General features: G+C 37.7%; 8 protein-coding genes and 1 pseudogene. 8 read left to right on the top strand and 1 reads right to left on the bottom strand.

The annotated features are described in order from the left end of the window. Positions 1-139: 139 nt before the first annotated feature. Complete coding sequence (locus tag PX482_RS01825; protein WP_288023388.1) at positions 140-925, bottom strand: SWIM zinc finger family protein; 786 nt, start codon at positions 923-925, stop codon at positions 140-142. A 144-nt stretch (positions 926-1,069) separates the two neighbouring features. Between PX482_RS01825 and PX482_RS01820 the strand changes: the two genes are divergently transcribed. From PX482_RS01820 to PX482_RS01790, 8 genes and pseudogenes are all read left to right on the top strand, one after another. Continuing rightward, positions 1,070-1,246 carry a hypothetical protein gene (locus PX482_RS01820; protein ID WP_288023389.1) on the top strand — a complete coding sequence of 59 codons (177 nt, stop codon included), beginning with the start codon at positions 1,070-1,072 and terminating at the stop codon, positions 1,244-1,246. Further along, positions 1,216-1,431, top strand: a pseudogene (locus tag PX482_RS28000) (transposase); the annotation flags it as partial. The gene PX482_RS01820 and the pseudogene PX482_RS28000, both read left to right, overlap by 31 nt. Positions 1,432-1,467: 36 nt before the next feature. Next, positions 1,468-5,727 carry a non-ribosomal peptide synthetase gene (locus PX482_RS01815; protein ID WP_288023391.1) on the top strand — a complete coding sequence of 1,420 codons (4,260 nt, stop codon included), beginning with the start codon at positions 1,468-1,470 and terminating at the stop codon, positions 5,725-5,727. 365 nt (positions 5,728-6,092) lie between these two features. Further along, complete coding sequence (locus PX482_RS01810) at positions 6,093-10,865, top strand: non-ribosomal peptide synthetase (protein ID WP_288023392.1); 4,773 nt, start codon at positions 6,093-6,095, stop codon at positions 10,863-10,865. Between the two features lie 39 nt (positions 10,866-10,904). After that, positions 10,905-11,948, top strand: a complete 1,044-nt coding sequence (gene fni / locus PX482_RS01805) for a type 2 isopentenyl-diphosphate Delta-isomerase (protein WP_288023393.1) — start codon at positions 10,905-10,907, stop codon at positions 11,946-11,948. Next, on the top strand, positions 11,942-12,574 hold the full coding sequence (locus PX482_RS01800; RefSeq protein WP_002762083.1) for a LysR family transcriptional regulator: 633 nt from the start codon (positions 11,942-11,944) through the stop codon (positions 12,572-12,574). The genes fni and PX482_RS01800 overlap by 7 nt, the downstream gene beginning before the upstream one ends. Before the next feature lie 96 nt (positions 12,575-12,670). After that, positions 12,671-13,297: a cupin domain-containing protein gene (locus PX482_RS01795; RefSeq protein WP_002762084.1), complete on the top strand. Its 627-nt coding sequence runs from the start codon at positions 12,671-12,673 to the stop codon at positions 13,295-13,297. Positions 13,298-13,345: 48 nt separating this feature from the next. Next, complete coding sequence (locus tag PX482_RS01790) at positions 13,346-14,146, top strand: SDR family oxidoreductase (protein WP_288023395.1); 801 nt, start codon at positions 13,346-13,348, stop codon at positions 14,144-14,146. The last annotated feature ends 32 nt before the right edge of the window (positions 14,147-14,178 follow it).

Here is a 14,178-nt window from a genome sequence, read left to right as displayed (position 1 = left end):
CAACCCTACCTTGAATCAACCCTACCTTGAATCAACCCTACCTTGAATCAACCCTACCTTATCAAGGGGGGCAGGGAGGATCGAACCTAAAATCCATTTTTAATTTAATTATAACCAGCTACTTATACCTCAAATTCCCCTACTGTAAAGCAATCGCCATCGCTTCTTGGGGAATTTGCCGGTAAATTGGTTTTAAAAATTGTTCTATGGCATCTGATTCGGGGGCAGCGAGGGGAAAATTGCCTAAAATGTCGAGAATGGTTTGATTTTCATTCCCCGGCGTAATCACAACGAGGGAGGGATCTAGCTCCTCATCGTACTGCCAAAAGCGATCGATAGTGCTGTCGGGGGCAGTTTTTTCGACTACTGTGGGGGGTTCACTGACTGCTAAAGGTTGATTATCAGAGGAATAGGAGCGTTTTTCCCGTAAAGCTTCCAGAATTTGGCTTTTGCTTCGGCCGCGCAGTTGCAAAAGCAGGAAGGGATCGACAATAAAACGATCACCCAATTGATAATATACTGCTCCTATATGTTTGCAGGGGTTGGCTTGATCGGGACAGGTGCAACGGGAGCGAATATCGGCCAGGGAAAAGGGAAATAAATTCACCCCACTATCAATAAAAACACGCTCGATATTATCGGGCATTTGTCCGGTGAGCAATTGAGCGGAATAAATGGCTTTTTTGGAGAGAAGCTTAATAATATAATCCCATTCTTCATCACTAAAAGCCGCTAGGGATAAATCCACTATATAAGGCTCTGGTTCACTGCCTTGTACTCTGGCAATAACTTGCGAGTCTTCAAAGTCAATACTTAAAACATTGCCCTCTCTAGCGTACAGTCTAGCTCGTTCCAAGCGTTTTTTAAAGCGATAGGAATCGAGTAGTTCTAGCCATTTTTGTACCCACCAAGCTTGTTCTGTCATTTTTTATTTCGCCAATTCAAAAATGAAACACATCAACCTTAAGAGTTGACAGAGAAAGGCTCATCAGGTATATTCTGATCTTTAACAACAACAAATCAGACCCAAAAACGAAGCCCTCAACATCTTAACATAGAACAAAGAAACTTGCTCTACCAACTTGGTCAAGAGGTAAATTTATCTCAACGGCAAATAGCCGTCTTGCTGGGATGTCATGTCATCTATGAAGCAGAAACCCAAATTGTGAGTTTTGGGAATCGCCGTCCGTTTTACGGCGGTCAGGATGTCAAGAAACCATCTACAAAATTTGGGAGAGGGGATTAAACGAGCATACTAATGGACTGTTAAGACAATTCTTTCCCAAGAAAAGGAATTTTAAAATCCTTAAGCCAGAGGAAATAGAAAGAGCCGTAAACTTGATTAACAATCGTCCTCGATAATGTCTTGACTATCGTACCCCGAATGAGCTATTATGTGATAGCTCAGACAGTGATGAAATTCAGAATTGAATTGGCAAGATGTACACAAAAACGAGGATTTTAGGTATGAGGACAGAACACAAAAATCCACAATTAAATTGTCATAAATTAGCAGAAGTCTTTTTATCAAATCCCTTAATTGAAGATTGCTATTTTATGGTACGAGAGGATGAATTAGTCGCCTATATCGTTTCCTCTGGAGCTTGGAATTCTGAACAATTGTCCTCCGATTTACAGTCTCAGTTACCGGACAATCTTCTACCTAATATCTATGTGCAGATTTCCAGTTTACCCTTAACCGATAGCGGTGATGTCGATGAAACTGCATTAAAGAATATTGAAATTATCGATGATCATCAAGTTCAGAAAACAGAAGAAAAACTACGCTCTTTGTCAGATATTGATCAAGTTGCCGCTGTCATGACTTCCAAAAAAATCAAAATTTTACCCCTACATCTATCGGACTTATTGCCCTTAAAAATAGAGAAAAAAAATGATCATCAAAAATCTGAAACCCCGATTCATCTGGGGATTCACACTTCTAACACTCAAGCTGGAATCAGTCACGGACAGCTTTTAGAAGAATCTGAACTTCAACCGAAAACCTTGGCAGAAATCCTCCAAAAAGCTGCTGAAAATCATTCAAATAAAGGGATTATTTATATTCAATCTAATGGATTGGAAGTTTTTCAGTCTTATCAACAATTATGGGAAGACGCTCAACAAATACAAGCCGGATTACAAAAGCAGGGTTTACAAGCTCAAGATAAAGTGATTCTTCAGCTATCGGAAAACTATGATATTATTTCCGCATTTTGGGGGTGTCTTTTAGGGGGATTTATTCCTGTTATTATTTCAGTGCCACCCAGCTATAAAGATTTTAATAATGAAATTCATAAAATATCTCAAGTTTGGCAGTTGTTAGATGAACCTATTATTATCACAAATCAATCCCGTCAGCAAGAGATAAAATATTTAGAACAATGGTTGCCTAATCAACCCTTAAGCTTGAGTTTTATTGAAGAATTAAAAACTCATTCTCCCCATCAGCCTCCTATTGGTCAACCGGATGATATCGCGTTCTTTAATCTCACATCAGGCAGTACAGGAATACCGAAATGTATCTCATTAACCCATAAAAATGTCATCTCTCGTGCGCGAGGAACAAACATAATTTGTGAACATCAAAACGACGATATTATTCTTAATTGGCTTCCTTTTGATCATATTGGAAGTATTTCAGACTGGAATATTCGCTGTGTCGAGTTAGGATGCCAAATGGTTTATGTTCAAACTGAATATATATTAGGTCGTCCTTTGAATTGGTTAGATTTAATTGATCAATATCGAATTAGCCATAGTTGGGCTCCTAATTTTGCCTATAATTTGATCAATGAAGCTTTAAAAAAAGAACCGGATCAAAATTGGAATTTAGATTGTGTCAAATTCTTTTTAGCAGCGGGTGAAGCCGTTTCTGGTCAAGCAGTTGGAGAATTTATTAACACCCTTCATCTTCAATATAATCTGAAAAAAACGGCGATGCGTCCTGCTTTTGGGATGGCAGAAATGGGTTCAGGGATTACCTATTATCAGCCTACAGAACAACAGCCATTACTCTTTCATACGGTTGATAAATCCTCCTTGAATTCTTCCTTAAAACGAGTCCATCCTGAACATCCCAACGGTGCAACCTTTACGGATTTAGGATTACCCATTCCGGGTATATCGATTAGAATTGTTAATACTGATAATTCCCTATTACCAGAAGAAACCATTGGTCATTTACAAGTTAAAGGAGATGCAGTTTCACCGGGGTATTATAAAAACCCAGAAGCGAATCAAGACGCTTTCTTAAAAGATGGCTGGTTTAAGACAGGAGATTTAGCATTTATTAGTAACGGTCATTTAGTCATTACTGGAAGAAGTAAAGAAACCATTATTATTAATGGAGTGAATTATTATAGCCATGAAATTGAAACTGTAGTGGAAACTATTGAAGAAGTAGAAGTGTCCTACACCGCCGCTTGTGCTGTTTATGATCCTAGGAATAGTACCGATCAATTAGCTTTATTTTTTAGTGTAGAAACCTTTGACCACCAGCATCTAGCGGAACTTCTGAAAAAGATTAGACGAAAAGTAATTAACAGTTTTGGCGTTAATCCTGAATATTTAATCCCCTTAAATAAAACTGAAATTCCTAAAACTTCCATTGGTAAAATTCAGCGATCGCAATTAACAAAACGGTTTGGAAATGGAGAATTTAATTCTATTTTAAAAGAAATAGATATTTTGTTAGAAAATGCTCAAACCCTTCCTGATTGGTTTTACCAGAAAGTTTGGAAACCTCGATCTCCAGTTAACTTAAAACCAGAACTTTCCAAGTATTGTACTTTAATTTTTCTGGATTGCTTGGGTTTAGGAGCATCTTTAGCAGAAAAAATCCAAGGTCAAAACTTACCCTGTATCACGGTTTTAGCAGCGGAAGAATTTTCTCAAATCAGTCAAAATTGCTATACCCTCAGACCCGGGACAGCCAATCATTATCAACAGTTAATGGCATCTTTATCCGAGCAAAAAATTATCCTTGTCAATATTATTCATCTGGGTACTTATCAAGACTATCAGGGAGAAATTTCAACAATTGAACAGTTAGAAAAAGCACAAGAAAAAGGGACTTATGATTTATTATTCCTAGTTCAAGCCTTAGCTAAAACTCATGATTTTAACTCAAAAATTCAATTGCTATTTGTTTCTAGTTATAGTCAATTTGTCATAGAAACCGATGAAATTGCCTATGAAAAATCTCCAGTTTTAGGACTGATCAAAACCCTAGCTCAAGAACTTCCTTGGTTAAATACTCGTCATGTTGATTTACCCCTGGATCAAACCGAAATTAATGTCAGTTATCTGCTGCAAGAACTATCCGTTTTATCCAAGGAAAGAGAAATTGCCTATCGCAACGGGAAACGTTTAATCGCAGGTTTGGAAAAAGTCAATTTACTTCAACACAGCCAACAGGAATTACCCTTTAAATCAGGGGGAATTTATCTGATTACCGGAGGACTAGGAGGGATTGGCAGACAAATTGCTCAGTATTTGCTCAAAAATTATCAAGCTCGTTTACTGTTAATTGGAAAAACACCTTTACCAGAAAAACACCTTTGGAGTGAGTACCTCAAAACCGAAGATCAATTATCCTTAAAAATCAAAAATCTCCAAGCTTTAGAAAACCTTGGGGGAGAAGTAATTTATCAAGCGGTAGATGTGGCTAATTTCCCTCAAGTTAAACAGACTGTAGAACAGGTAAAAAGACAATGGCAAGGAGAACTTAATGGGGTGATTCATCTGGCTGGAATTTACAAAGATTGTTTACTTCTGGACGAAAATCAAGAGGGTTTATCGACAATTCTTCGTCCTAAAGTAATAGGAACTTGGGTTTTACATCAACTCCTCAAAGAATCTCAGGGAGTTTTTATTAGTTTTTCTTCCTTGGCTAGTTTTTTTGGAGGAGCGGCTTTGGGTTCCTATGCGGCGGCTAATAGTTTCCTTGAGTCTTTGAACAGCTATCAAAAATATAAGAATTTGTTCCCCAGTTATTGTTATAGTTGGACAACTTGGCAAGAAACCGGGATTAGCCAAGGTTATCAGATGCAATACATAACCCGATCTCAAGGGTATTATGATATGACAGTACGGCAAGGTTTAGACTCATTTCTAACCAGTTTATATCACAACCAAAGACAATTAATAATCGGTTTAGATGGGAGTAATAGCAAGATTAATCGTTTCACATCTAGGTCTGAAGGATGCCAAAAGTTAACGGCTTATTACACCCGTAAATCTACAGTTCAATCGGTCAATCTACCTAATCATGTTAGTCTAAAAGATCGATTTGGAACGTCCTATAAATGTCCCCTGGTGCTGCGGCAATCCCTCCCTATCAAGGATAATGGAGATATTGATAAGCGGCAATTACTCAAGGAACTCCAAGGCAAAGAAAATAACGAATTGATAGCACCCAGAACGGAAGCTGAACGTCAAGTTGCTAACATTTGGCAAAAGGTGTTAAATTTATCTCAAATTGGAATTCATGACAATTTCTTTGAACTAGGAGGACATTCTTTACTGGCGAGTCAAGTTATTTCTCGTTTACGGGATGTTTTCTCGGTAGAATTGTCTTTGCACAGTTTATTAGAATACCCCACCGTTGCCAGTTTAACTCAAACGATTGAGGTGCTTAATGTAGCCAAAAATAGTCACAGTCTATCCAAAAGTGGTAAAGTTATGACAACAGCCGCAGAAAATTATGAAGAAGGAGAATTATGAAAATAGGTTAACTAAAATTTAAGCTTTTCAGAACCCTTTTGGGAAAAAATGTAAAAAATTGTATCCATCACTAAAATTTATCATCCAGAATATGCTATAAATAGTCTCGGTTTAAAACAGTCTTTTTGTGGAGTATGTAAGCGGTTGCTCCCATAGCAACTGACTTTAACAATAACCACTGACTCCTCGCCATTGATAACCTTTATTTGTGCGATAGTGTTTAGTCTTTGAGGGTATTTAAATTTATGAGAACCGTTGATTATATCTCTAACAGTAGCTCTAGCTTGAGCTACTGAACCCAGCCAAACATCACCCCCCCCATTCCAAAAATACCAGAACATCAATTAGGGAAAAGGATACTATTAATGAAAGTCGCAGAATTTTTATCTTACTTAAATAGTTTAGACATCAAGCTTTGGCTTGAGGAAGAAAAGTTAAAATATCAAGCTCCCCAGGGAGCGATGACACCGGAAATTAAGCAAGAAATCGGCACAAGAAAACCAGAAATTCTCACTTTTTTAAGAAGCGCAACAACACCGTCTAAACCCCTTGAATCGGTTATTGATCCCGTTGCCAGAACTGAAGAGTTACCTCTATCTTTTGCTCAACAGAGAATGTGGTTTCTCTATCAGATGGATCGGCAAAATCCAGCTTATAATGAAGCTCTAACCATCCGTTTAACGGGACGCTTAAACATTGATATTTTAGAGCAAACGATTAATGCTATTATTCAACGGCATGAGAGCTTACGCACAAGCTTTCCAATGGTTGAAGGAAAACCTATTCAAAAAATTGCTCCATCTCTGAAGATTAAATTATTAGTTGTTAATTTAAAAGATATCCCCCAAGAGCAAATTGACAAACAGATTATTGAAGAACTACAAAAACCCTTTGATTTAACCCAATCTCCCCTATTACGATGTACTCTGTTTGATCTGGGATATGAAAATTATATTTTAGTCAACGTTTTCCATCATATTATTATCGATGGTTGGTCAAAGGGCATTTTATTTAAAGAATTATCTAAATTTTATCAAGCACTTTTATCCAATTCAACCGTAGATTTACCCGAATTAGCCATACAATATGCGGATTTTGCGGTATGGCAAAGACAATGGTTACAAGGTGAAATCTTAGAAAATCAGTTAAATTATTGGAAAAAACAATTAACGGGTGCCCCTCCTTTATTAGAACTTCCAACCGATAAACCCCGTCCAGCTACTGCCAATTTTCGAGGTCATAGTATCTCGTTTCAAATTGACTCAGAACTCACAGAAAAACTGAAACTTTTGAGCCAAAAGTCGGGGGTGACTTTATTTATGACATTACTGGCTGCTTTAAACACTTTACTCTTTCGTTATAGTGGTCAAGATGATATTTTAATCGGGACACCCACCGCCAACCGAAACCGACAAGAAATTGAACCTTTGATTGGTTTTTTTGTCAATACTTTAGTGCTGCGGAATTCCCTAGAAGGAAATCCGACTTTTTCGGGATTATTACAGCAAGCTCGCAATGTTGTTTTAGAAGCGTATGCTAATCAAGATGTCCCCTTTGAGCAAGTGGTTGATGGGTTAGAAATCGAACGAAGTTTAAGTTATAATCCCTTATTTCAGGTAATGTTTGCGCTGCAAAATGCCCCTCTCAATGCTTTAAAATTACCCAATTTAAAAGCTCAATATCTAGCCGTCGAAAACCAGAGAATTAAATTTGATCTCAGCTTATTTTTAGAGGAAATAGAGACGGAAAAAGGCTCTTATTTAGAAGGTTTTTGGGAATATGATGGCGACCTATTTACCCCAGAAAGAATTACCCGCATGGTAGGTCATTTCCAAACTTTATTAAAGGGGATTGTAGCCAATCCTCAGCAAACCATCGGGGAATTACCGTTACTGACTGAATCGGAAAAACAGCAATTATTAGTAGAATGGAATCAAACTCAAACGTCTTATCCTGATCATTACTGTATTCATCAGTTATTTGAAGAACAGGTTGTTAAAACACCTGATGCTATAGCGGTCATCGATGGAGAAAAATCTTTGACCTATGAACAGTTAAATCAAAAAGCCAATCAACTCGCTTATTATTTGCAAAACTTAGGCGTTAAAACCGAGGACTTAGTAGGAATCTGTATCGAGCGTTCTGTTTTGATGATCATCGGACTTTTAGGCATTCTTAAAGCGGGTGCAGCTTATATTCCTTTAGATCCGAACTATCCATCAGAACGTCTAGCTTATATGTTAGAAGATTCTGCCGTATCGGTGTTATTAACTCAGGAAAACTTAGTTGACACTTTACCCAACTATTTAGGAACAATATTTTGTTTAGATCAGGATGGGAAAATTCTTGATCATCATCCGCAAGATAATCTCCTCCATCCGATGACATCTGAGAATTTAGCTTATGTCATTTATACTTCTGGTTCCACTGGAAAACCCAAGGGAGTTTTAATTCAACATCAAAGTTTATTAAACCTAGTTTCTTGGCATCAAAACGCCTTTGATATTACAACAATTGATCGAGTCACTCAATTAGCTGGAATTGCCTTTGATGCTTCAGTTTGGGAAATTTGGCCTTATTTAACAGCGGGGGCGTGTCTGGCGATTGTTCCCCCAGATTTGCTAACATCACCGAAACAACTGCAAGAGTGGTTAATTGCCAAAAAAATCACCGTTTCTTTCTTACCCACTCCTCTTGCAGAAACCCTAATTCCCCTAGATTGGTCTCCCAATTGTCTATTAAGATTAATGTTAACTGGAGGAGATAAACTCAATGATTTTCCCCCTACCTCCATTCCCTTTACATTAGTCAACAACTATGGTCCGACTGAAAATACTGTTGTTACAACATCTGTTAAAATAACCCCAGATTTATTAACCGAAAAAGCACCGCCTATTGGTCGTCCCATTAGCAATACTCAGGTCTATATTTTAGATCAATATCAACAACCTGTACCGATTGGAATTCCAGGAGAATTATACATTGGTGGTTCAGGATTAGCTAAAGGATATCTCAACCGTCCAGAGTTAACCGATTCTAAATTTATTGCCAATCCTTTTAGTCAAAAACTCAGTGATCGCCTTTACAAAACCGGTGATTTAGTTCGTTATGGAAACGACGGACAAATTGAATTTGTGGGTCGCATTGATCATCAAGTTAAGATTAGAGGTTTTAGAATTGAATTAGGGGAAATTGAAACCGTTCTCAATCAACATCCCCAAGTTAAAGAAGCGATTATTATTGCCAGAGAAGATCAACCCGGCGTTAAACGTTTATGTGCTTATGTGATTGCCTCTCAAAACTTAACTGTTTCTCAATTGCGTCTATTTTTGCAAGAAAAGTTACCTCAATATATGGTTCCTGCTTTCTTCGTTTTGTTAGACGCTTTTCCCCTAACCGCTAATGGTAAAATTGATCGTTGCGCTCTCCCACAACCTACACTAGAATTAGAGGATGAAGCTGCCCTCAATCTCAGTCCAGGTACAGAAAAAGAACGCATTCTCGCTGCAATTTGGCAAAGGGTTTTAGGACTTAAAAATATTAGTATTAACGATAACTTTTTTGAGTTGGGAGGAGATTCTATCTTAGCCATTCAAATTATTGCTCAAGCTAATCAAGCGGGATTACAAATTACTCCTAAACAATTATTTAGTCATCAAACTATCGCTCAATTAGCCACCGTAGCGGAGCGAGTTTCGGTTAATCAAACCACACAGGATTTAGTCATCGGTCACGTCCCCTTAACTCCGATTCAAAAATGGTTTTTTGAACAAAACTTGCCCGAACGTCATCACTTTAATCAATCTATCTTGTTAGAGGTTCCCAATAATCTACAACCAGATTTATTAAAAAAAACTATTTCTAAATTACTCTATCACCATGATGCTTTGCGGTTACGGTTTGTTCATAAAGGGGAACAATGGCAACAAAATCACAGCGATGATTGCAATAATTTTGCTTTTGAAAAGGTGGATTTATCCCATCTATCTTGCGATGAACAATTAACCAAGATGGCAGAAATTTCCGAGGTTCAACAACGGGTACTCAACTTAGAGGAAGGTCCCTTAATGGCGGTGGTTTTCTTCGCCTTGGGTGAGAGTGGAAAAATGTTAATTGTAATTCATCATTTAGCAGTAGATGGAATTTCTTGGCGGATTATCCTCGAAGATTTCGTCACTATTTACCAGCAATTAGAAAACCAAAAGCCCCTGCAACTTCCTCCTAAAACCAGTTCTTTTAAAACTTGGGCTGAGGAACTGCAAAACTATGCTAAAACCCCAGAATTTTACGCTCAATTCAAGTATTGGCTAAACCGTGAGTTTCCCTCAATTTGTCCTCTTCCTTTAGACCGTCAAGGTGAAGCTCAGTCCAACATTGTTGCCCATGCAAAAACGGTCTCTTTCACCTTAACCGAAGAACAAACCCGCTTACTCTTACAGGAGGTTCCGCAAGCTTATAACACCCAAATTAATGATATTCTATTGACCGCTTTAGTCCAAGCTTTCGGTCATTGGACAGGAAATTATGGACTTTTGCTTGACATGGAGGGTCATGGAAGAGAGAATGTAATTGAATCCGTAAATTTATCTAGAACTGTGGGTTGGTTTACCAGTATTTTTCCCGTCTTTTTGACCTTAGAAAATCTTCACCATCCCGGTGAATGTCTCAAGTCCATTAAAGAGCAATTACGACAAATTCCGAATCGGGGATTTGATTATGGAATTGGATATTATCTGAGTTCAGATTTAACGATTCAATCCCCGTTAAAAAACTATCCAAAAGCTCAAATTAGCTTTAATTATTTAGGTCAATTTACCAGCCATCAAATCGGCGAGATAGGCTGGAAATTATCTCAAGAATCCAGTGGTTCCATTCATAGTCCTTTGGGAAAACGTTCCCATTTAATTGCGATTCATGGAATTGTGGTTGATGGGCAACTTGATATAGAATGGCAATATAGTGAAAATTTTCATCATCAAACAACGATCAAAAATTTAGCTGCTGCCTATCGAGATTCTTTAGAAAGCCTGATTAACCATTGTTTATCGGTAGAAGGAGGCTATACTCCATCGGATTTTCCCGATGCGGATCTTAATCAGGTAGAACTAGATGAACTGCTTTCAGAACTCGATTTTTAACCTCAACTTAATGTTTAACCCTCCTGCTTGATAACAACTATGCCATCACCTAATCTTCCCAGTGAAATTGAAAATCGTAAAAGCGAACATCTGCGAGTTTGTATCGAAGAAGATGTAGAGTTTCAACAACTTACAAACGGTTTAGAAAAATATCGTTTTACCCATTGTTGTCTTCCTGAACTTGACCGTAGCGATATTGAACTGGGGACAACCTTTTTGGGGAAATCTCTAAAAGCTCCAATTCTCATCTCTTCCATGACCGGAGGAACAGAATTAGCCCATTTAGTCAATACTCGATTGGCAACGGTCGCTCAACGTTATGGTTTAGCGATGGGGGTGGGTTCTCAACGCATTGCACTCGAACAACCGGAATTAGCGCCGACCTTTGCAGTCCGTTCTCTGGCGCCAGATATTCTCCTGTTAGCGAATTTAGGGGCTGTACAGTTAAATTACGGCTGCGGTTTAGAAGACTGTTTAAAACTGGTGGAATTATTAGAAGCTGATGCTTTAATTCTGCATCTCAATCCTTTACAAGAATGGGTTCAATCGGAAGGCGATTCCAATTTTAAAGGGTTACTCGCTAAAATCGAGCAAATTTGCGCTCAATTGCCCGTTCCCGTCATCGCCAAGGAAGTCGGAAATGGCATCTCTGCGGTGACGGCCAAACAATTAATTGAAGCCGGAGTCGCTGCGATTGATGTGGCTGGGGCCGGAGGCACGTCCTGGGCTAAAGTCGAAAGTCAAAGAGCCAAAGACAACAGACAAAGGCATCTCGGACAAGTTTTTGCCGATTGGGGTTTGCCTACGGCTGAATGTATTACTGCCATTCGGTCTATGAATTCAACCATTCCTTTAATTGCTTCTGGAGGCTTAAAAAATGGCTTAGACCTTGCCAAATCCATCGCTTTAGGAGCCGATTTAGGAGGGTTGGCTCGACCGTTTCTCGTAGCAGCGATTGAATCAGAAGCCGCCGTTGATGAGTTGGTAAAATTTTTAATTGCTGAACTTGAAATTGTTTTATTTTGCACCGGAAATCCTAATTTATCCGCCCTTAAAAATTCAGGAGCCTTAAAACCATGTTAAAGTTTTCAATGGAATTGTGTTATCCCCAGCTTGATGTCAAAACCTTAAGCGTTGGCACTTTGGGTCCAAAAGAAACCAGTAGTGAACAAACCTTAAATTATCTAATTTCTCAATGGAAATTACAACAGATTTCGGTTAATAGTCATTTATTTGATAGCTTTACAGATTTAAAAGAATCTTTACTCGACAATCAGATAGATTTGGCGTTAGTACCCCATGCCTATGAAAGAATTAATGATTTCTACATGGAACCGAGTTTTAAACTAGGTTTTATCTTCACCTATCCCACACCCGTTTACGGATTAGCCAAGCGAAAAAATGAAGGAATCGTTTTAGAAAACTGTACCCTAGTTACTCATCCCGCTCCTCTTCCTTTACTTCCCTATTTATTACCTAGCGACCTGAATCAAAACAAGATTAAAATCAAATTTGTCAATTCTACCAGTGTTGCCGCTATTCAAGTTAAACAGGGGTTGGCAGATTTAGCCATTACCAATGAAAATGCCATCCGAGAACATGATTTAGAATTTATTTCACAATATGGTAAAATTGAGATGAGTTGGTCTTTATTTCACAAACAGGAAAACACCATGATTCAAAGTATTTATTTACCTGTGCATACCTAAAAAAGCTCCCTATCCGATGAAAATAGTTGCCTTCATCACAGAAAAATAATTGAGAGTTTAAATTTCAATTTCATTTTGAACTTGTCCCCTAAAATCATGTCTAAATTTTTCCCAATTCCCAAGCCTATTAAACTCAATCCTCATGTAGAATTAGAGGTTTTTCAATGCCAAAATACCATTTTTCAATTATCCGCTGTAGCTCCTAATGCTAAACTTGAATCCCACCAACATCCTGAAAGTCAAATTGGCATGGTACTCTCAGGAGAACTGGAACTGTATATTAAAGATGTGATTAAACCCTTGAGAGCTTTACAAGATATTCATGTCGCCGATGCTAATGTTTCTCATGGTTTTGTTAATCCTTTGTCCGAAGCGATGATTGGATTTGATCTTAAACGGATTACCTCTTCTTTACCTTCAGAAGACGTTGTATTAACCCTATCAAACAACCAAGATAAAATCACTCATTTACCTTGTCAATCGGTTAAGGGTTCTTGGTTTGAAATCGTGATGATGAAAATCCCGTCTAGTTATTCCATTCCCCCACATCAAGGTCAGCAAGAAGAAATCGGATTTATTTTAAATGGACAATTAGAAATTTTTATAGAAAATGAAGAACAGTGTTTAGAATATGGTCAAATTTATTATGCTCCTTCAAAAGTTTTAAAAAAGGGATATAATTCATCGAATCAAGATATTAATTTGATTAAAATTTTAATTTAGTTTGTTTTAAAATTTTAAGTTTAACCACAAAATGCTAGGACAAAGTTTATGGATTTAGGATTAAAAGATAAAGTGGCTTTGATTACGGGAAGTAGTGCGGGAATTGGGTTTACCATTGCTGAAAAATTAGCAGAAGAAGGCTGTCACTTAATTATTTGTGGTCGCAATTCCCAACGCTTAGAACAAGCTTATCAATCTCTGGTTCAAGCTTATCCTTCCCAACAAATTCTGCGTTTAGTGGCTGATGTCCATCAAGCTCAAGATTCTGAACAATTAATACAAGACTCTTTAAATCAATACGGCAAAATTGACATTTTAGTCAATAATTCTGAAGGAGCTAACTTTGCTGAAAATTTAATTGAAAACCTTTCCGATGAAGATTGGTTAAACGTTTTTCAAGGAAAATTAATGGGTTATATTCGCTTAACCAATTTAGTGTTACCGATTATGAAAAAACAACATTGGGGAAGAATTGTTAATATCATTGGGACATCGGGAAAAGAGCCATCTCCTCGTTTAGTTAAATCGGGTGTTGTCAATGCAGCTTTAATGAATTTTACCAAATCAGTAGCTAGACAAACCGCCCCCTATAATGTTTTAATTAATAGTGTTAACCCCGGCGTTATTGATACCCCTAGACATCGAGAATATTTAGAAATTTATGCCAAAAAGCAAGGAACAACCCCAGATTTAATCCGAGAAGGAATTCTAAAAACAATTCCCATGAATCGAATTGGTACGACTGAAGAATTTGCTAATCTCGTTGTATTTTTAGCTTCAGAATGTGCGAGTTATATAACGGGAATTACTATTCCCATCGATGGTGGTTTATCCTCGTCAGCATTTTAAATTTATATCCATCAAGTAAAAATCAACAACCA

The sequence above is a fragment of the Microcystis sp. M53602_WE12 genome (assembly GCF_030065455.1).
Taxonomy (GTDB): domain Bacteria; phylum Cyanobacteriota; class Cyanobacteriia; order Cyanobacteriales; family Microcystaceae; genus Microcystis; species Microcystis aeruginosa.
The sequence above is the reverse complement of the archived record's forward strand: the minus strand, read 5'-3'. Positions and strand labels throughout refer to the sequence as shown.

What these genes read in the sequence shown, in the direction of transcription:
- PX482_RS01815 (WP_288023391.1), top strand. Translation starts at nt 1,468, where the DNA reads ATGAGGACAGAACACAAAAATCCACAATTAAATTGTCATAAATTAGCA.
- PX482_RS01810 (WP_288023392.1), top strand. Translation starts at nt 6,093, where the DNA reads ATGAAAGTCGCAGAATTTTTATCTTACTTAAATAGTTTAGACATCAAG.
- PX482_RS01790 (WP_288023395.1), top strand. Translation starts at nt 13,346, where the DNA reads ATGGATTTAGGATTAAAAGATAAAGTGGCTTTGATTACGGGAAGTAGT.
- PX482_RS01825 (WP_288023388.1), bottom strand. Translation starts at nt 925, where the DNA reads ATGACAGAACAAGCTTGGTGGGTACAAAAATGGCTAGAACTACTCGAT.
- PX482_RS01795 (WP_002762084.1), top strand. Translation starts at nt 12,671, where the DNA reads ATGTCTAAATTTTTCCCAATTCCCAAGCCTATTAAACTCAATCCTCAT.
- fni (WP_288023393.1), top strand. Translation starts at nt 10,905, where the DNA reads ATGCCATCACCTAATCTTCCCAGTGAAATTGAAAATCGTAAAAGCGAA.
- PX482_RS01800 (WP_002762083.1), top strand. Translation starts at nt 11,942, where the DNA reads ATGTTAAAGTTTTCAATGGAATTGTGTTATCCCCAGCTTGATGTCAAA.